The organism is Amycolatopsis pretoriensis, assembly GCF_900107925.1.
GTDB classification, from domain to species: domain Bacteria; phylum Actinomycetota; class Actinomycetes; order Mycobacteriales; family Pseudonocardiaceae; genus Amycolatopsis; species Amycolatopsis pretoriensis.
The window spans coordinates 699,511-717,184 of record NZ_FNUJ01000005.1; the positions used below are offsets into that span (position 1 = coordinate 699,511).

Consider the following 17,674-nt stretch of genomic DNA (forward strand, 5'->3'; position numbering starts at 1 on the left):
GGAGAGGTGCCATGTCCGGCTTGAGGATGGACGGCGTGGTCGTCGCCGAGTACGCCCGGACCGCCGAGGAGGCCGCTGACGACCTCCACGCGGCCGCGGCGGAAGTGGGGGGCGAAGGCGTCTCCGGCGAGTCCTACGGCGCGCTGGGGACGCAAATCGGCCTCGGTGAGTCCTACGGCCGCGCGGCGGGTGCGCTGCGGCGTCAGCTGGTCGACGGCGCCGAGGCGCTGAAGTCGGCGGCGGAGGCGCTGCGGCACGTCACGGTCCGCCACAGCGGGCAGGACGCGGAGGCCGCGGAGCTGATCGAGCGCGCGGGCAGGACGGAATGATGTTCGCCGAGCCGGAGGGTTCCACGGACTCCATCCCGCACCCGCTGGCGAAGCGCGCCGCCGCCCCGGTGGCCACCGCGCCCGCGGTGGCCTTCGCCCCGGACGCCGAAGGCGACGAGATCGCCGCCACCGCCGAGCCGTACCTGGCCTACCTCACCGACGTCTCCCGGCAGCTGGGGCTGATCGACCCGGTCGAGACGTACTTCCGCCCGCTGCTCGGCCGCTGGGGTGACCTCGGTGCCGAAGCCGGGCGGTTGCGCACCGCCGCCGCGGCGGCGGCCGACGTGTCCGCGCGGCTCGACGACCGCCTGGGCCGGCTCGACGCCGGCTGGGCGGGCCGGGACGCCGACGCGTTCGTCGCGTACATGCGGGAGATCGGCGCCGCGGGCGGTGACCTCCAGGAGGCGTTCACGGTCCTCGCGGACGCGCTCGACGAGCTGGTGACGACGCTGCGCCACGTCGTCGTCGACCTCGCCGAGGTCCTGGTCGACGCCGCGGACCTGATCTCGGAGACGATGATGCTGCCGAGCGGCGGCACCAAGCGGGCGCGGACGCAGCTGCGGGAGACGCAGGATTCGGCGAAGGCGCTGTACGAGACCGCGCGGGACGTCCTGGAGGCGTTCGACCGGCTCTGCGACGGCGTCGACGACCCCGACGCGACCGCACGCAGCATCGAGATCGCGCACCGGTACCCGGGGGAACGTTTTCAGCTGCACGAACCGGAATCCGCCGCGACGACCACCGCGGCCGCCGGCTCTCCGGCCGGTTCCGACGAGGTGCTGACCCCCTCGTCGGCGAGCGGGGACCCGGCGGAGCCGAAGCACACGGGCGTGGGAACACCGGACGCGGCGCAGCCCGCCGACGCGGCTCCGCAGCCGGCGCCGGCCCAGGACAGCGCGGCGAACCACAGCACGTCGGGCATGCCGATGATGCCGATGATGGGGTTCGGCTCGTTCGGCGGAGGCGGCGGCGGTCGCCGGCAGCCGAAGACACGCCCGACGACGTCGTCGTCGGAACTGCTGGGAGAGCCCGGTTTGGTGGCCCCGCCGGTGATCGGCGAGGACGAGAACGCGCCGCAGCAGAAGAAGAAACCGCCGGCCCCGCCGGCGAAGTGACCCGGACCCGGCCCGCGGCGAACCGCGGGCCGGGTTTCGTTCAGCGGCGGGTCGAGACCGGTTCGGCCGGGCGGTTGCGGCGGATCGTGCGCATCACGAACAGCGTGATCAGCAACGCCACCAGACCACCGCCGGTGCCGGCCAGCGCCACGATCATCGGCGTCTTGTTGTTGTCGTTCGCCGGCGGGAGCTGGGCCACCTGCGGGGCCGGGATCGGCGCCAGGTTCCCCACCTCGGACGGGAGGCTCTGGGTCAGCGCGGCCACCGGGTCGATGACCCCGTAGCCGACGAAGTTGTCGCGCCCGCCCGGGGCCGCCGGGTGCTGGGCCGTCTCCTTGATCCGGTTGATGATGCCCTTCGCGTCCAGGTTCCGGTACTTGGCCTTGACCAGGGCCGCGAGGCCCGCCACGTACGGCGCCGCGAAGCTCGTTCCCTGGATCGCGCTGGCCTTGTCGCCGCTCTCGAACGTCAGGTTCGCCAGACCCGAGGAGTTCTCCGCGGGGTCGAGCGAGATGATCTGCGTCCCCGGCGCCGCGACGCCGACCCACGGGCCGTGGACGCTGAACGGGGCCACGCCGCCGGTCTCGTCGATCGCGCCCACCGAGAGCACGTCGTCGGCGAACCACGGCGGCGTCACGATCGTCTTCGGCCGCCGCGCGTCCGGCTGGTCGTTCTGCGGGCAGGTGTCCGTCGCGTTGCCCGCGGCGGCGATGATCACGACACCCTGCGACGCGGCGAAGTGGACGGCGGCCTGGACCTGCTGCTCGCCGTCGGTGATGCGCCCGTCGGCGGGACGGCAGTTGTCGACCGACATGTTGATGATGTCGGCCTCGTGCCGCTCGGCGATGCCGCGGATGATCTCGGCCAGCGTCTTCAGCGTGCCCGCCGTGCCGGCCTTCTCCAGCTGGCGCCCGCCGTTCGTCTGGCCGGGGGACGTCCGGTCGCCGTCGCCCGCACCGGAACCGCCGCCACCGCCTTCGGTGCTCGGCGGCAGCGAGGACTCCGACCCGGCGGGCGGGTTGGTGCTCGACGACGGCGTCCCGCTCGAACTGGCGGGCGGGTTCGGCGTCGAGGTCGACGTGTCCGGCTCGTAGTTCTCGCTCAGCTGGCGGTAGGACACGATCGTGGCGTCCGGGGCGACGCCGACGAACCCGACCTCCGGGTCGTCCGGCTTGGCCGCGATGATGCCGGCGACCTCGGTGCCGTGGCCGTCGCAGTCCTCGAGGCCGGGCTGCTTCCCGTTCGGCGTCGCGACGTACTCGCCGCCGGACACGAGGCGGTTCTGCAGCCAGGGGTGCTTCGTCACGCCGGTGTCGACCACGGCGACCTTGACGCCCGCGCCGGCGCCGCCGTTCGTGGCGGCCCGGACGATCTCCTGGGCCTTGGAGATCTGCAGGTACTCCTGGCCCCACGGCCGGTTCTTCAGCACGATGTTCTGACCGAGCGTGCTGCGCTGGACGCAGCCCTTCGACTGCTTGTACTTCTTGTCCGGTCCCCGGGAATCGGGGATCAGCTTGCTCATGTCCACCGGCGGCGGCGTCGCGAAGTAACCGTCGGCCGGCGCCGCCTGGCCCCACGCCGGGACCGTCGCGCCCACCGGGACCAGGACGCCGAGCGTGCCGGCGATCAGGGCCGTCGTGGTTCGCCGGGTTGCGCCGAAACGGCGTCCTGGTGCCATCCGAGAGTCACCCGATCCGGTCACTTGAAGTTCAGGTGCCGCAGGGTGGTGTACAGGTCCATCACACCCAGGGCGAGCGGGAGCACCGACGCGATGCAGAGCGCTTCGATGATCTCCACCGTGCGCCGCAGCGGCGGCGAGAAGCGCTGGTTCGGGAAGATCACGCCGACCACGAGCGCGCCCGCGGCCAGCAGGACCAGCGCGCCGAAGACGTAGAGCAGGCGGTTCTGCGCGCTCGCCGTGACGAGCCAGCCGATCCCGATGCCGGTCGCCGCGACCAGGCCGTTGGTGAGCAGGGCGATCGCCTGGCTGCCGTTCGCGTACGCGCGGGCGCGCAGGAGCAGCACGAGCGTCGCGACGACGCCGAGGATGATCCCGAACGCGCCGGGCGCGGTGGCGGCGATGATCGCGGCCAGCGCGACCGTGGCGCCGCAGCCGATCATCAGGCCGGTCATGTAGTTGTGCGCGATCGCCGTGCGGCGCTCGATCGCGCGGTAGTCCGGGAAGCCGGAGTCTTCCTTCAGCTCCTCGGCGTTGCTCGGGACGTGCGGCAGCGGCAGCTTCGCGAGCCAGATCGTGGCGCGCGGCAGGATCGAGATGCAGGCGAGGGCGACCGCGACCGTGCCGGCCGCGATGCCGGCGCCCGGGTGCGCGACGAGCGTGCCGAAGAGGAAGGCCAGCGCGCCGAAGGTGCCCGCGGTGGCGGCGGCGATGAACGTCGTGATGCCGGCGCCGATGACCATGATGCAGACCGACGCGACGATGATGACGAGGACCGCGCCGAGCAGCAGGTTCGCCCGCATGGACAGGCCGGGCACGATGTAGAAGCCGCTGACGAACGCCAGCGGCAGCCCGCCGGCCGCGGCGATCAGGACGCCGGTGGCTTCCGCGTTGTAGGCCTTGGCGAGCGTGGCGCCGACCGCGACGCAGGCGATGGCGCCGATGCCGCCGGCGATGGCGGCGCCGAGCGCGTTGCCGCCGTAGAGCGAGCCGCTCATGAACAGCGCGACGGCGGCGGCGATCAGCGCCAGCCCGCCCGCGACGTGCCCGAAGCGGTTCGCCGTCTCCTTGGTCCACGGCCGGAAGCTGTCGGGCGAGGACTCGGCGATGGCGTCGACGACGTCGTCGTACAGCGGCGGCGGCGGGTTCTCGTTGCGCTTGCGCAGCTGCAGGAGCTCACCGTCGACGACGCCGAGCGAGGCGAGCGTCCGGCTCGGGTCGAGCGGGGCGTCGCCGAGCTTGGCGAGCGCCCAGCCGCCGTGCCGCGCCCCGCCATCGGGCGACGACTCCTTGGCCATGTCCAGGAGCATCGGCAGGAGATCGGCCACCGCGACGTCGGCGGGCAACGCCACGTCGATCCGGGTGGACGGCGCGACGACCGTCACCCTGCTGAAAACTGTCGTGCCCGTAGCCACTGCACTGCCCCCGCTCGGTCGAGACTGCTCCCGGGGGAACTTATACCGAACGCCGGTGCGGGTATCACCGAACGTCCGAAAATCACCGCCATCCGCAGGTCGGGTCCCGGAACCGGGCGTTACTGTCGGTGGCAGGCCGTACACTCGCCTGGCGATGGCGGGCACGGTTCACGAGGGGTTCGGGCATCCGCCGGAATTCCTCCTGGCCGTTCGATAGGTTGTTCGCACACCTTGCGGTGGCCGCCATCGTCGAGTTTTGAATGAGGGGTCCTTCGATGAGCACGCTGCAGTTCAAGAAGTCGCCGCGGCTGGCGGCACCGCGCCCGCCGGGCGGTGAGGTGCACCTCGAGCCGCCGCCCGAGGTGCCCCGGGTCATCCCCGGCAACATCGTGATGAAGGCGCTGCCGATCGTCATGATCTTCGCGTCGCTCGGGATGATGGTCTTCATGTTCACCGCCAGCGGGCGGAACCCGATGATGATGGCCATGGGCGGCATGATGGTCGTCGGGACGCTCGGGATGATGGCCGGCGGCGGGGGCAAGGGCGGCGGCGCCAAGCGCGCCGAGATGGACGAAGACCGCAAGGACTACCTGCGCTACCTGGGCCAGATGCGCGACCGCGCCCGCGAGGCGATGGTCGACCAGCGCGCCGCGCTGGAGTGGGTGCACCCCGACCCCCAGTCCCTCTGGCCGCTGGCCGCCAGCCGCCGCATGTGGGAACGCCGGCAGAACGACCAGGACTTCCTGCACCTGCGCGTCGGGCGCAGCTCGCACCGCCTCGCGACGCGGCTGGTCCCGCCGCAGACCGGGCCGGTCGACGAGCTGGAGCCGATCGCCACCCTCGCGCTGCGCCGGTTCGTGCGCGCGCACTCGATCGTGCCGGACCTGCCGACCCAGATCACGCTGCGCGGGTTCGCCGCGGTCAGCATGCAGGGCGACCGCGCCCTGACCCGCGGCCTGACCCGCGCGATGCTCGCGCAGCTGGTCACCTTCCACAGCCCCGACGACGTCCTGATCGCGATCGCCACCGCGGGCCGGGCGAAGGAGGAGTGGGAGTGGGCGAAGTGGCTGCCGCACGCCCAGCACCCCACGCTGTCCGACGGCATCGGCCAGCTCCGCATGATGGCCGGTTCGCTGGCCCAGATCGAAAACTGGCTCGACGAAGAACTGCGTGACCGCCAGCGGTTCTCCCGCAACGCCACCCCGGCGCCGGACCAGCCGCACGTCGTGATCATCGTCGACGACGCCGAGGTCACCCGCGAAGAGCAGATCATCCTCGAGGAGGGCCTGGTCGGCGTCACGCTGGTCGACCTGTCCGACTCCATCGGCAACCTCGCCGCCCGCCGCGGCCTGCGGCTCGTCGTCGAACCCGACCGCCTGGGCGCGCGCAGCGCCGGCGGCGTCGAGTGGTTCGGCCGCCCGGACACGCTGTCCGTGGTCGAGACCGAGTCGCTGGCCCGGCTCATCTCGCCGTACCGCGTCGGCGGTGCGGCCGGCCAGGACGTCGGCGACGAAGAGCCGCTGCTGTCCAACCCGTCGCTGCTGGAGCTGCTCGGCATCCCCGGCGACCCGATGACCTTCGACGTCCAGCAGGCGTGGCGGCCGCGCCCGATCCGGGACCGCTACCGCGTCCCGTTCGGTGTCGGCGAATACGGCCAGCCGGTCGAGCTGGACATCAAGGAAGCCGCCGCGGAAGGCATGGGCCCGCACGGCCTGTGCATCGGCGCGACCGGTTCCGGCAAGTCGGAGTTCCTGCGCACGCTGGTGCTGGGCATGCTGGCCACGCACTCCTCGTCGACGCTCAACTTCGTCCTCGTCGACTTCAAGGGTGGCGCGACCTTCCTGGGGCTCGACAAGGCCCCGCACGTCTCCGCGGTCATCACCAACCTCGCGGACGAGGTCACGCTGGTCGACCGCATGAAGGACGCACTCGCCGGCGAGATGAACCGCCGGCAGGAGGCGTTGAAGAACGGCGGCAACTTCAAGAACGTCTGGGAGTACGAGAAAGCCCGTGAAAACGGCGCCGACCTCGACCCGCTGCCCGCGCTGTTCATCGTCTGCGACGAGTTCTCCGAACTCCTCGCGGCGAAGCCGGACTTCATCGACCTGTTCGTCGCGATCGGCCGGCTGGGCCGGTCGCTGCAGATGCACATGCTGCTCGCCTCGCAGCGCCTGGAAGAGGGCAAGCTGCGCGGCCTGGACTCGCACCTGTCCTACCGGATCGGCCTGAAGACGTTCTCCGCGGCGGAATCCCGCGCGGCGATCGGCGTGCCGGACGCGTTCGAGCTGCCGTCGGTCCCCGGTGGCGGCTACCTCAAGTTCGACACCTCGACGCTGGTGCGGTTCAAGGCCTCGTACGTGTCGGGTCCGTACCGGCCGGCCGGCATCCAGGCCGCCGGCCCGGCGGCAACGGTGGTGCGCGCGGACAAGCGGCCGCAGCTGTTCGTCCCGGACTTCGTCGAACTGCCGAAGGAACCGGAACCGGAGCAGATCGAAGCCCCGGTGGCCCAGCAGCCGCAGTCCGAGGAAGCGGTCGAGCCGTCCGAGCTGGACGTGATCGTGTCGCGGCTGATCGGGCAGGGCCCGCCGGCGCACGAGGTGTGGCTGCCGCCGCTGAAGGAGCCGAACTCCCTCGACACGTTGCTGCCGAACCTGAATCCGACCGACGACCGCGGCCTGTCCCCGGTCGGCTTCTTCGGCAACGGGCGCCTGCAGGTGCCGCTGGGCATCGTCGACCGGCCGTACGAGCAGCGGCGTGACCCGCTGTGGGCGGACTTCTCCGGCTCGGCCGGCCACGGTGTGATCGTGGGCGGGCCGCAGTCGGGCAAGTCGACGATGCTGCGGACGCTGATCATGTCGATGGCGCTGACGCACACGCCGGAAGAGGCGCAGTTCTACTGCCTCGACCTCGGTGGTGGCACGCTGGCAGGGCTGGCCGACCTGCCGCACGTCGGTGGCGTGGCGGTGGCCCGGCGCGAGCCGGACAAGGCCCGCCGGATCGTGGCCGAGCTGACCACCCTGCTCACCGAGCGGGAAGGCCGGTTCGGGGCGATGGGCATCGACTCGATGACCGAGTTCCGCAACCGCAAGCGCCGCGGGGAGATCCGGGCCGACCAGGACCCGTTCGGCGACGCGTTCCTCATCGTCGACGGCTGGCGCGCCCTGCGCGACGACTTCGAAGAGCTCGAGACCACGATCACCCGGATCGCGACCCAGGGTCTGTCCTACGGGGTGCACGTGATCGTGGCGGCGAACCGGTGGGCCGACATCCGCCCGGCGATCAAAGACATGATCGGCACCCGGTTCGAGCTGCGCCTGGGTGACCCGACCGAGTCCGACATCGACCGCCGCGTCGCGGTCAACATCCCGGCGGGGCGCCCGGGCCGCGGCCTGACCCGCGAGAAGCTGCACATGCTGGGCGGCCTCCCGCGGATCGACGGCTCGAGCGACCCGGAGACGATCGCGGCCGGCGTGGCCGACGCGGTGGCGAAGATCAAGGGTGCCTGGCGCGGCCGGGTCGCGCCGCAGGTCCGCCTGCTGCCGGAGATGATCGGCTACGAGGACGTCCTCAAGCTCGACGCCCACCGGGATTCCAAGCTGATCCCGATCGGCGTCAACGAAGAGGACCTGCAGCCGATCTACCTGGACTTCAACGCCGAGCCGCACTTCTACGCGTTCGCCGACGGCGAGTCGGGCAAGACGAACCTGCTGCGCCAGATCGCCCGCGGTATTTCCGAGCGGTTCACCAGCAAGGAAGCGCTGATCCTGCTGGTCGACTACCGGCGCACGATGCTCGGCTTCGTCCAGGGCGACTCGCTGCTGGGCTACGCGGTGTCGGCGGCGCAGCTGGAGAGCATGGTCGGCGACGTCTTCAACTCGATGACGCGGCGCCTGCCGGGCCCGGACGTCACGCAGGAGCAGCTGAAGACGCGGTCGTGGTGGAAGGGGCCGGAGCTGTTCATCCTGGTCGACGACTACGACCTGGTCGCGACCTCGTCGAACAACCCGCTGCGGAAGATCTCCGACTTCCTGCCCCAGGCCAAGGACGTCGGTCTGCACCTGGTGGTCGTGCGGCGCACCGGTGGTGCGTCGAAGGCGATGTACGACCCGATCATCGGCAAGCTGAAGGAGATCGCGGCGCCGGGCATGGTGATGAACGGTTCCCGCGACGAGGGCGCGCTGGTCGGCAACATCAAGCCGAGCGCGATGCCGCCGGGCCGGGGCAACCTGCTGACCCGGAAGTCGGGCAAGCAGCTGATCCAGGTGTCGTGGATCAACCCCGACTGACGGTGCCGTTGATTCCCGATCCGGCCACAGTCACGGCCGAACGGTTTCGTGAAACGGTTACGTGGTCCGGCGGGGCGGCCTACTTTTGGCCGGATCGGGAACAGGGTGGCCGGACGCGGGCCCGGCGGGGTGGGTAGGTTCCTCCCCGAGGGCGCGTCCGGCCGGACGGACGCGGGGGATCGCGAACTTTACTGCGGGAGCTGCTGGTGACGGTCCGGGTTGCGGTGGACTTCGGGACGTCGAGCACCTGCGTCGTCGCCTCGGTGAACGGGCGCGACCCGCAGGTCGTGGTGATCGACGGCCAGCCCCTGATGTCCTCGGCGGTGTTCGCGGCGGCGGACGGCACGCTGTTCGTCGGCCAGGAGGCCGAGCGGCAGGCGGCCGTCGACCCGTCGCGGTACGAGCCGAACCCGAAGCGCCGGATCGACGAGGGTGACCTGCTGCTCGGCGACAGCGTCCTGCGCGTCACCGACGTCGTGCACGCCGTGCTGGGCCGCGCGGTCGCCGAAGCCCGCCGCCTCGCCGGCGAGGCTGAGGTCGACCTCCTGGTGCTGACCCACCCCGCGGACTGGGGCGCGATCCGCACCCGGCTGCTGCGGCAGGCCGCGGGCGGGCTGGCGCGCGAGGTCGCCCTGGTGCCCGAGCCGGTCGCGGCGGCGGTCTACCACGCGGCGACGTTCGCGCCGCAGGACGTGACGAACGACCGCACCGTCGAGTTCAGCGGCCGCCCCGGCGACGCGCTCGCGGTGCTGGACCTCGGCGGCGGCACGGTCGACGTCAGCGTGGTGCGGCGGCTGCCGCCGGACACCGCGCGCGACCGGGCCGGCCGGCCGCAGCGCGGCGGCTTCCAGGTGCTCGCCACGCGGGGCGACCCCGCGTTCGGCGGCGCGGACATCGACCAGGCGCTGCTGGAGCACGTCGGCTCGCTCGTGGCCGGTGCCGACCAGGACGCGTGGCGGCAGCTCGTCGAAGGCCGCGAAATGGTCGACCGGCGCCGCCGCCGCGTGCTGCGTCAAGACGTGCGCGGGGCCAAGGAAACGCTTTCGCGGCACGCCTACACCGACGTGCCGATGCCGCCGCCGTTCGCCGACGCGCACGTCACGCGCGAGGACCTCGAGCGGCTGATCGCGGCGCCGCTGGGCCGCGCGGTGGAGCTGACGGTCGCGGCGATCGGCGACGCCGGCCTGCGGCCGAAGCAGCTCACGGCGATCTTCCTGGTCGGCGGGTCGAGCCGGATCCCGATGATCTCCCGGCTGGTGCACGAACGCACCGGCGTCGTGCCGACGAGCCTCGACCAGCCCGAGACGGTCGTCGCACGCGGCGCGCTGCGCGCGGTGCTGGTCGACCCGGACCGCACCGGCGCGCTGCCGGGCGAAGCCATGGCGCGCCTGGGCGCGGTGCCCGGCGGTGCCCTCGGCCCGGCCGCGCAGCGCACGGAGGTCGTCCGCCCCGGCGACGTCGCCCCGCGACCCGCGGACCAGCGCCCGGCGCCGCCGCGCCCACCCGCCGCCGTGCCCGGGCCGCCGGGGCCCACCGGGTTCCCGAACCGCGCGGCCCCGCCGTCGCCGCCCCACGGGCAGCCGGCCGCCCGGCCGTGGACCCCGCCCGCCGGCCAGCCCGCCCAGGGGCTCAGCACCCCCACCCGGCCCGCGCAGCCGGAGAAGAAGGGCCGCGGGAAGCTCTGGGGGATCGTCGCGGGCGCCGTGGTCGTCGTGGCCGCGCTCGTCGTCGGTTTCCTGGTGTTCAAGGACTCGGGCAGCCAGGCCGAGACCGGCCGGACGCTTTCGCAGTACGACTTCAAGTTCGTCTCGCCGGAGGACTGGGTCCAGACCGACGACCAGGTCGCCAAGAAGCAGGTCGTGATCCACCCGCAGGAGTCCCGGGACGGCAACGACCTCGTGGTCGTGCAGGAGTACGTCATGGACTACGACGCGACGGCGGACCCGCAGAAGCTCGTGGACTACCTCCGGGGCGGCGCTGAAGAAAAACCCGATCAGTACAGCGCGTTCAACCCGAGCCTGTCGTACGCCGGCAAGACGGTGATCGGCTACCACGAGGTCAAGAAGGACCGGCCCGACCTCCAGGTCGACTGGTACGTCGTCGCGAAGGGCCGGATCCGCGTCCACGTCGGCTGCCAGTACGCCACGGCGCAACTGCGCGACCGGGTCGCCGCCGCGTGCACGCAGGCCGTGCGCACGGTCGAGATCCTCGGCTGAGAGAAAGGGGGGCACCCGGTGCCGTCCGAAGAGTTCGACAGCGCCGCGGCGGCCTTCCGGCGCACCGGCGAAGACGCGGTGACCCACGCCCGGCGCGTCGCCGGCAACGCGAAGGCGCGCACCTACCGGCACCACAGCGAAAACGTCGAACTGCTGAAGCGCAGCGGCCGCGGCGCGAAGTCCGGCGACCCGACGCCCGGCACGCTGCGTGCCGCCGCTGAACGGTTCCGCCGCGCCCGCGGGTTGCCGGTCCCGGCGGTTCCCGATCCCGCCGATTCGGTTCCTTCGCGTTCGCAATCCACCGCTCGTGCCCCTCGAACGGGTGACGAGGACGAAGACTTTTCCCAGATGCGAATCATGAAACGCGACGGCTGAACGCCGTCGCCGATTGCTGTGCGTGTGCTAACCACGCTGGTGGAGAACGCTTTTTCGAGTGACGCATCGCCAGGTCGGGGCGTTCGCGCAATACCCGTCGCGATCGGTTCCCGGAGAGAGCGTTCACGCAAGCAACTACTTGCGGGCAAAGCACGACAAGGGGGAACCGGACGTGGCAGGGTCTGCGTCGTAGGGCCGTACAAACGAACAAGCTCACTACGGCCGACCAACACTCTTAAGAAGGGGGTACCGGCATGACTTCCGCCGGAGCCGGATTCCAGGGAACAGTCCAGCAGTTCAGCGAGGCCGAAGGCCGCGTGACCGAGGTCCGCGCCCAGATGGACACCAACCTCGTCACGCTGCGCGACCGCATCGAGGCCACCCGCGCCGGCTGGCAGGGTGTGGCGCAGAAGGCGTTCGACAACGTCATGACCCGGTTCGACGACGACGCCCGCCAGATGAACCAGGCGCTGCAGCGCATCGCGGAGCTCCTCCGCGAGGCCGGTTCGAAGTACGAGCGTTCCGAGCAGCAGCAGCAGGAGATCCTCGCGGCCGTCAACAAGGGCTTCGACGCACTCGGCTGAGCTCCACCCCTGAACTTCCTTTCGCACCACCAAAACTTTCTCTGTACAGAAGGAGCGCAGCATGTCCGATGCGGGCATTGTCGTCAATTACGCCACCATCCACGCGGCGGCCGAAGACTGCAACAGCACCGGCGGCGAGCTTCAGGCGGCGTTCGACCGTCTGAAGGACGACCTCAAGCCGCTGGTCACGACCTGGACCGGTTCCGCGAAGGAGCAGTACGACCAGGCCCAGCGCACCTGGGACCAGAAGTTCGAGGACCTCAAGCAGGTTCTGGCGCAGATCGCCGCCGCCCTGCCGGAGATCGCCAACGGCTACCAGGCCACGGACAACGCCGTCGAAGGCCTGTTCTGAGCCGGTAACCCCGGAAACCACGGCGGGCCCGCACTCCGGTGCGGGGCCCGCCGTTTTCGTTTGCGCGGCAAGGGAAATCTCAGTGCGGCGCGCCGACTTCGTACTCGGGGCGGTCGTTGAGCACCCGGACCGTCACCTTCTTGTCCTGCCCGCCGATCTTCACCGTGCAGTCGAACGTCGTGCCGTTCTGGGCGGCTTCGTTCGCCGGGCACTGCGCGTTCGTCACGTCCGGTTCGCCGTAGCTCTCGTTGAGGACCTTGACCACACCGTCCTCAAGGGACTGTTGCTCCAGCACGTCGCCGCGGAACGCGCCGAGGAGCCAGGCCAGCCCGCCGCCGATCGCGAGCACCAGGACCACCGCGACGGTGATCAGCAACGGCTTCTTCGACTTCGGCTTCTTCTCCGGTTCCACCGGGAACGCGCCCAGGCCGCCGTACTGCGCCGGCTGGAACCCGCCGCCGTACTGCGGCTGCGGAGCGGGAGCAGGCGCCGGCTGTCCGCCACTCGGCGTGCCCGGCTGCTGCCACGGACCGCTGCCCGGCTGACCCGGCTGCCACGGTCCCGAGAACGACCCGGAGCCCTGCTGCTGGGAAGGCGTCCACTGGCCCGTGTAGGAACCGGACGTCGCGCCCGGGTCGGCGTTCTGCTGCCACTGCCCGGCGTGCGGGCCGGTCGCCTGCTGCTCCTGCCACCCCGCCGGCGGGCCGGGCGGGTTGGTCGGCGGCTGCCACCACTGCGGCTGCTGCGGGCCGGGCGGTTGACTCATCGGAGATCACCTCGGGTCGTGGTCACGCGTCAGCTGCCCTGCGCTTCGCCGAGCCGGCGGTAGAAGTCGTTCATCGCCGCGCGGTCGGGCAGCACCGTGATCTGCGCCGCGTCCGGCAGCTTCGGCATGTCCTGCAGGCTCGCCTTGCCGGTGAACCGGAAGTCGTACTTGAGCTCGACGTTGTGGCCGTCGCCGGAGAACTTGGCGTCCATCACGAACGAGACCAGGCTGCCGTCCGGGTTCAGCGTGATCGTGCTCGGCACCATGGCCTTCTTGAGCTCCGGCCCGACCTGGTCCGTGATGCTGGGCGGCAGGATCTCGACCTTGTTCTTGACGAAGACCCCGAACGGCACGTTGACGGTCAGCGCGGTCTTCCCGTCGCCGAGGCTCTTCGCCCCGCGGACCGCGCGCTTGTCGGCCTGGTAGGCGTCCACGGTCGAGTCGGCCATCCGGCACGGGGTCAGGACCCCGCCCCACACGCACGGCTGGACCAGGCCGGCCTCCGGCTTCGGCATCGACACCCAAGCCGTCGGCGAGACGCCCTTCTGGACGTACATCGGGCCGAGGTAGGTGTACTCGACCGGGCCGTCGGCGGGCGTGTACGTGTCGATGATCTCGTCCGGGTTCTTCTGCGACCGGTGCCGCACCGCCCGGCTCTCCGGGCTGCCGGTGCGCGCCGACGTCACCGTGCTGTGGATCCACTTGTCGTCGAACTTGAAGTAGGCGTCCAGCGAGTTGGTGACGTCGCGCGTGTCGGTGATGGCGTTCCCGAGCTTGCCGATGACCTGCTCGAACTTCGCGCCGACGTAGTCCGCCGCGTCGTCGCCCTTCGGCAGCGCGGTGCCGGCCTTGGCGGTGCCGCAGGCGCTGACCAGGGCCAGGATGGCGCCCAGGACGAAGATCGCCGTCGGTCGTCTGCTCATGCGCGTCCCCTGCTCGATGGTGCCGCCCGGATCGTCTCATCCTCGCGTGTCGGGGCGACGCGTGCAGGCACTTCGACGCGAAAACCGGGTAGAGTCCCGCTGCGCCCGGGCCGGTCGGAGCCTGGTAGGGGCGCGTCAACCCACCCCCGATGCACGGGTACGGTGGGCGTGCGGGTATCTTTACGTGTCGTTGTGCGCTGCGGCGCGTAAGCGCTAGGCCCGCACAGAACCCACACGCAATGTTGACGACGAGGTAGACCCTTGCCCACGTACAGCCCCAAGCCCGGCGATCTCACTCGTGCCTGGCACGTGATCGACGCCGAGGATGTCGTGCTCGGAAGGCTGGCGACCGAGGTCGCCACGCTGCTGCGCGGCAAGCACAAGCCGACCTACGCCCCGCACGTGGACACCGGTGACTTCGTCATCATCGTCAACGCCGAGAAGGTCGCGCTCACCGGTAACAAGCGCGAGCAGAAGTTCGCCTACCGGCACAGCGGTTACCCGGGCGGTCTGCGGAAGCGCTCGTTCGGCGAGCTGCTCGACACCAAGCCCGAGCACCTGGTCGAGAAGGTCGTCAAGGGCATGCTGCCGAAGAACAAGCTCGGCCGCGCCCAGGCGAAGAAGCTGAAGGTGTACGCCGGCCCGCAGCACCCGCACGCCGCGCAGCAGCCGCAGGCGCGCGAGATCACCAAGATCGCGCAGGTCGCGCAGTGAGTGAGGAACAGTCTGTGACCAGCACCGAGACCGAGACCCCCGAGGTCGTCGAGGCCACCGAGGCGACCGAGACCGGCGCCGTCGCGACCAGCGAGACCCCGGTCGCCACCAGCGAGTCCGCTGCCGCGCCGCGCCCGTCGCGTGCCGCCGGCGGCAACGCGCAGACCGTCGGCCGCCGCAAGGAGGCCGTCGTCCGCGTGCGGGTCGTCCCGGGCACCGGTGTGTTCAAGCTCAACGGCCGCACCCTCGAGGAGTACTTCCCGAACAAGGTGCACCAGCAGCTCATCCGCGAGCCGCTGGTCACGGTCGAGAAGCCGGACTCGTTCGACATCTTCGCGAACCTCCACGGCGGCGGCGTCTCCGGCCAGGCCGGTGCGCTGCGCCTGGCGATCGCCCGCGCGCTCGTCGAGGTCGACGCGGACGACCGCCCGGCCCTCAAGAAGGCCGGCTTCCTGACCCGTGACGCGCGCGCCACGGAGCGGAAGAAGTACGGCCTCAAGAAGGCCCGCAAGGCCCCGCAGTACAGCAAGCGCTGATCGCGCCTCTGGCGCAACCACCCGGAGCGCCCATCCGTCCATCGGATGGGCGCTCCGGTGTTTTTCAGGGGTGTGTCGTTTCCTGCCGAGGGAGCGACACTCAGGGAAGGCGGTCCGTCAGGGTCGCCAGGTTGTCGTGGTCATTCCACAAGGAGGTCGATCGATGGCACGCCTGTTCGGTACCGACGGGGTACGTGGCCTGGCCAACGCCGAGCTGACGCCGGAACTCGCGCTCGCGCTGGCCGCCAGCGCCGCCCGCGTGCTCGCCGCGCACGACCGCTCGCACCGGCCGGTCGCGGTCGTCGGCCGCGACCCGCGCGCCAGCGGCGAGATGCTCGAGGCCGCGGTCGTCGCGGGCCTCACGTCCGCCGGGGCCGACGTCCTGCGCGTCGGCGTCCTGCCGACGCCCGCCGTCGCCTACCTGGTCGGCTCGCTCGAGGCCGACCTGGGCGTGATGATCTCCGCGTCGCACAACCCGATGCCCGACAACGGCATCAAGCTCTTCGCCGCGGGCGGGCACAAGCTCCCCGACGGCATCGAGGACGAGATCGAAGCCGGCCTCGCGGACGGCAAGGTCCGCCCGACCGGCGCCGGTGTCGGCCGCGTCCACGACGTCGACGACGCCCTCGACCGCTACGCGACCCACCTGCTGAGCGCGACGCCGCACTCGCTCGCCGGGCTGAAGATCGTCGTCGACTGCGCGAACGGCGCGTCGTCGGCCGCCGCGCCGGAGATCTACCGCCGGGCGGGCGCCGAGGTCGTGGCCCTGTTCGCCGAGCCGGACGGCGTCAACATCAACGAGCACTGCGGCTCGAACCACCCGGACAAGCTGCGCGAGGCGGTCGTCGCGCACGGCGCCGACCTGGGCATCGCCCACGACGGCGACGCCGACCGCTGCGTGGCCGTCGACTCCGCGGGTGAGCTCGTGGACGGCGACCAGATCATGGCGGTGCTGGCCCTCGCGCTGGCCGAGTCCGGCGAGCTGGTGAAGGACACGCTGGTCGCGACCGTGATGAGCAACCTCGGCCTGCACCTGGCGATGAAGGCCCACGGCGTGAACGTCGTCACGACGGCGGTGGGCGACCGGTACGTCCTCGAGGAGCTGCGCGCGAGCGGCTACGCCCTCGGCGGCGAGCAGTCCGGCCACGTCGTGCTGCCCGCCCACGCGACCACGGGCGACGGTCTGCTGACGGCCCTGCGCCTGATGAGCCGCATGGCCGAGACGGGCAAGTCCCTGGAGGACCTGGCCGCGGTGATGAACCGGCTGCCGCAGGTGCTGGTGAACGTCCCGGTCGCGGACAAGGCGGCGGTCGCCGACTCCACCGAGGTCCGCGACGCCGTCGGCGCGGTCGAGGCCGAGCTGGGCGAGGAAGGCCGGGTGCTGCTGCGCCCGTCCGGCACCGAGCAGCTGGTCCGCGTGATGGTCGAGGCCCCGGCCCAGTCGACGGCCCAGGCCGCGGCCGACCGCCTGGCCGGCGTGGTTTCAGCGGTTTCCTGATCGGGTGACCACGGCCTTCGCCAGGCCGTGGAACACCGAGTGCGTCTTCCACACCACGTCTCGGACTTCGCAGCCGGGCTCAAGGTGCCGGGCGAGGGCCGTGAGCGCGACGTCGCCCTCGGCCAGCGCGACGCCCGAACCCGGGCAGGCGTGCCGGCCCAGGCCGAACGGCAACCCGTCGGCCAGGGACACCGCCAGCGGACCGTCCGGCCCGAACCGCAGCACGTACCGGGCCGGGCAGACCGTCGTCACCAGCTCACGGACACTCCGCGGCCCGGAAGTCGCGAGCTCCAGCCCGGCACAGGCCAAGAAGTTCAACGAGTTCTCGTAGGCCGCGTGCGCCAGGACGACGGCGTTGAGCGCCAGCTCGTCCTCGTCGAGCCGGCCGGCCGAGTGGGCCGCCCGTAACGCCGTCAGCCCGCCCGGCCCCGCCGGGGTCCGGCTCAGCTGCACCGCGAGCCGGAACGCCGACGCCTGCCCCGCGCGGTCGGCGCCGCCGAAGACGTCGAGGTTGGCCGTCGTCCGCTCCAGGTGGTCCAGGAAGACGTCGTCGAGGTCGACCCCGAGCACCGCCGCCGTCACCAAGCCCGCCACCGGCCGCGCGAAGTCGCGCACCAGGTCCAACGACGACCCCAGGCCGTCGACCACGGCTTCGATCCCGGTGCGCACCGGCGCCGGCAGGGGTTCCAGCCCGGCGATGATCTCCCGCAGCACCCCGCGGACCCGGGCGTGGCCGTCGCCGTCGCGCAGCAGCACGCTCGGCGACCCGCTGCCGGGATCCGACGTCAGCTCGGGGGAGCGCAGGGCCCGCGCGCACGCGTCGCGGCCGGTGACCACGCCGATCCCGTGCCGCTCGAAGTCGTCCATCGCTTCGACACGGTAGGGCA

15 protein-coding genes are annotated in these 17,674 nt (G+C 71.7%); 10 read left to right on the plus strand and 5 right to left on the minus strand.

All coding sequences use genetic code 11. The features are described 5' to 3' along the window. Nucleotides 1-11 precede the first annotated feature (11 nt). Together BLV96_RS25265 and BLV96_RS25270 are read left to right on the plus strand one after the other, a co-directional pair. Nucleotides 12-329, plus strand: a complete 318-nt coding sequence (locus BLV96_RS25265) for a hypothetical protein (RefSeq protein WP_208608313.1) — start codon at nt 12-14, stop codon at nt 327-329. Continuing rightward, nucleotides 329-1,444 (plus strand): WXG100 family type VII secretion target, encoded by a 1,116-nt coding sequence (locus BLV96_RS25270; RefSeq protein WP_086679373.1) that lies wholly within the window; start codon nt 329-331, stop codon nt 1,442-1,444. The genes BLV96_RS25265 and BLV96_RS25270 overlap by 1 nt, the downstream gene beginning before the upstream one ends. A gap of 40 nt (nt 1,445-1,484) precedes the next feature. Here the strand turns inward: BLV96_RS25270 and BLV96_RS25275 are convergent, their stop codons facing one another. Further along, the gene (locus BLV96_RS25275) at nt 1,485-3,122 is read right to left on the minus strand and encodes a S8 family serine peptidase (RefSeq protein WP_086679374.1); all 1,638 of its coding nucleotides are present in this window, start codon (nt 3,120-3,122) and stop codon (nt 1,485-1,487) included. 20 nt (nt 3,123-3,142) lie between these two features. Further along, on the minus strand, nt 3,143-4,507 hold the full coding sequence (gene eccD / locus BLV96_RS25280; protein ID WP_086679375.1) for a type VII secretion integral membrane protein EccD: 1,365 nt from the start codon (nt 4,505-4,507) through the stop codon (nt 3,143-3,145). Between the two features lie 305 nt (nt 4,508-4,812). On the opposite strand from eccD, the gene eccCa reads away from it, so the two are divergent. From eccCa to BLV96_RS25305, 5 genes are all read left to right on the plus strand, one after another. Beyond that, on the plus strand, nt 4,813-8,823 hold the full coding sequence (gene eccCa, locus BLV96_RS25285; protein WP_086679376.1) for a type VII secretion protein EccCa: 4,011 nt from the start codon (nt 4,813-4,815) through the stop codon (nt 8,821-8,823). Nucleotides 8,824-9,029: 206 nt separating this feature from the next. After that, the gene (locus BLV96_RS25290) at nt 9,030-11,039 is read left to right on the plus strand and encodes a type VII secretion-associated protein (protein WP_091389503.1); all 2,010 of its coding nucleotides are present in this window, start codon (nt 9,030-9,032) and stop codon (nt 11,037-11,039) included. An 18-nt stretch (nt 11,040-11,057) separates the two neighbouring features. Further along, nucleotides 11,058-11,414, plus strand: coding sequence for a hypothetical protein (locus BLV96_RS25295; protein WP_086679278.1), 357 nt, complete (start codon nt 11,058-11,060; stop codon nt 11,412-11,414). A 254-nt stretch (nt 11,415-11,668) separates the two neighbouring features. Beyond that, entirely contained in the window at nt 11,669-11,998 is a 330-nt protein-coding gene (locus BLV96_RS25300) for a WXG100 family type VII secretion target (RefSeq protein ID WP_086679277.1), read from the plus strand. A gap of 61 nt (nt 11,999-12,059) precedes the next feature. Then, nucleotides 12,060-12,350, plus strand: a complete 291-nt coding sequence (locus BLV96_RS25305) for a WXG100 family type VII secretion target (protein ID WP_086679276.1) — start codon at nt 12,060-12,062, stop codon at nt 12,348-12,350. A 79-nt stretch (nt 12,351-12,429) separates the two neighbouring features. On the opposite strand, the gene BLV96_RS25310 is transcribed toward BLV96_RS25305, so the two are convergent. Both BLV96_RS25310 and BLV96_RS25315 read right to left on the minus strand, forming a co-directional pair. Continuing rightward, nucleotides 12,430-13,116, minus strand: a complete 687-nt coding sequence (locus BLV96_RS25310) for a DUF4333 domain-containing protein (protein ID WP_086679275.1) — start codon at nt 13,114-13,116, stop codon at nt 12,430-12,432. Nucleotides 13,117-13,145: 29 nt separating this feature from the next. After that, nucleotides 13,146-14,039, minus strand: coding sequence for a hypothetical protein (locus tag BLV96_RS25315; protein ID WP_086679274.1), 894 nt, complete (start codon nt 14,037-14,039; stop codon nt 13,146-13,148). A gap of 261 nt (nt 14,040-14,300) precedes the next feature. On the opposite strand from BLV96_RS25315, the gene rplM reads away from it, so the two are divergent. From rplM to glmM, 3 genes are all read left to right on the plus strand, one after another. Continuing rightward, on the plus strand, nt 14,301-14,753 hold the full coding sequence (gene rplM, locus BLV96_RS25320) for a 50S ribosomal protein L13 (protein WP_086679273.1): 453 nt from the start codon (nt 14,301-14,303) through the stop codon (nt 14,751-14,753). A gap of 14 nt (nt 14,754-14,767) precedes the next feature. Then, nucleotides 14,768-15,289 (plus strand): 30S ribosomal protein S9, encoded by a 522-nt coding sequence (gene rpsI, locus BLV96_RS25325; protein WP_086679272.1) that lies wholly within the window; start codon nt 14,768-14,770, stop codon nt 15,287-15,289. Between the two features lie 163 nt (nt 15,290-15,452). After that, complete coding sequence (gene glmM, locus BLV96_RS25330) at nt 15,453-16,787, plus strand: phosphoglucosamine mutase (RefSeq protein WP_086679271.1); 1,335 nt, start codon at nt 15,453-15,455, stop codon at nt 16,785-16,787. Here glmM and BLV96_RS25335 read toward each other — a convergent pair. Further along, nucleotides 16,773-17,654, minus strand: a complete 882-nt coding sequence (locus BLV96_RS25335; RefSeq protein WP_086679270.1) for a cytochrome P450 family protein — start codon at nt 17,652-17,654, stop codon at nt 16,773-16,775. The genes glmM and BLV96_RS25335 overlap by 15 nt on opposite strands. Between the last annotated feature and the right edge of the window lie 20 nt (nt 17,655-17,674).

Coding starts and splice junctions, on each gene's coding strand:
- BLV96_RS25265 (WP_208608313.1), top strand. CDS start 12: ATGTCCGGCTTGAGGATGGACGGCGTGGTCGTCGCCGAGTACGCCCGG.
- BLV96_RS25270 (WP_086679373.1), top strand. CDS start 329: ATGTTCGCCGAGCCGGAGGGTTCCACGGACTCCATCCCGCACCCGCTG.
- BLV96_RS25275 (WP_086679374.1), bottom strand. CDS start 3,122: ATGGCACCAGGACGCCGTTTCGGCGCAACCCGGCGAACCACGACGGCC.
- eccCa (WP_086679376.1), top strand. CDS start 4,813: ATGAGCACGCTGCAGTTCAAGAAGTCGCCGCGGCTGGCGGCACCGCGC.
- BLV96_RS25300 (WP_086679277.1), top strand. CDS start 11,669: ATGACTTCCGCCGGAGCCGGATTCCAGGGAACAGTCCAGCAGTTCAGC.
- BLV96_RS25305 (WP_086679276.1), top strand. CDS start 12,060: ATGTCCGATGCGGGCATTGTCGTCAATTACGCCACCATCCACGCGGCG.
- BLV96_RS25310 (WP_086679275.1), bottom strand. CDS start 13,116: ATGAGTCAACCGCCCGGCCCGCAGCAGCCGCAGTGGTGGCAGCCGCCG.
- BLV96_RS25315 (WP_086679274.1), bottom strand. CDS start 14,039: ATGAGCAGACGACCGACGGCGATCTTCGTCCTGGGCGCCATCCTGGCC.
- glmM (WP_086679271.1), top strand. CDS start 15,453: ATGGCACGCCTGTTCGGTACCGACGGGGTACGTGGCCTGGCCAACGCC.
- BLV96_RS25335 (WP_086679270.1), bottom strand. CDS start 17,654: ATGGACGACTTCGAGCGGCACGGGATCGGCGTGGTCACCGGCCGCGAC.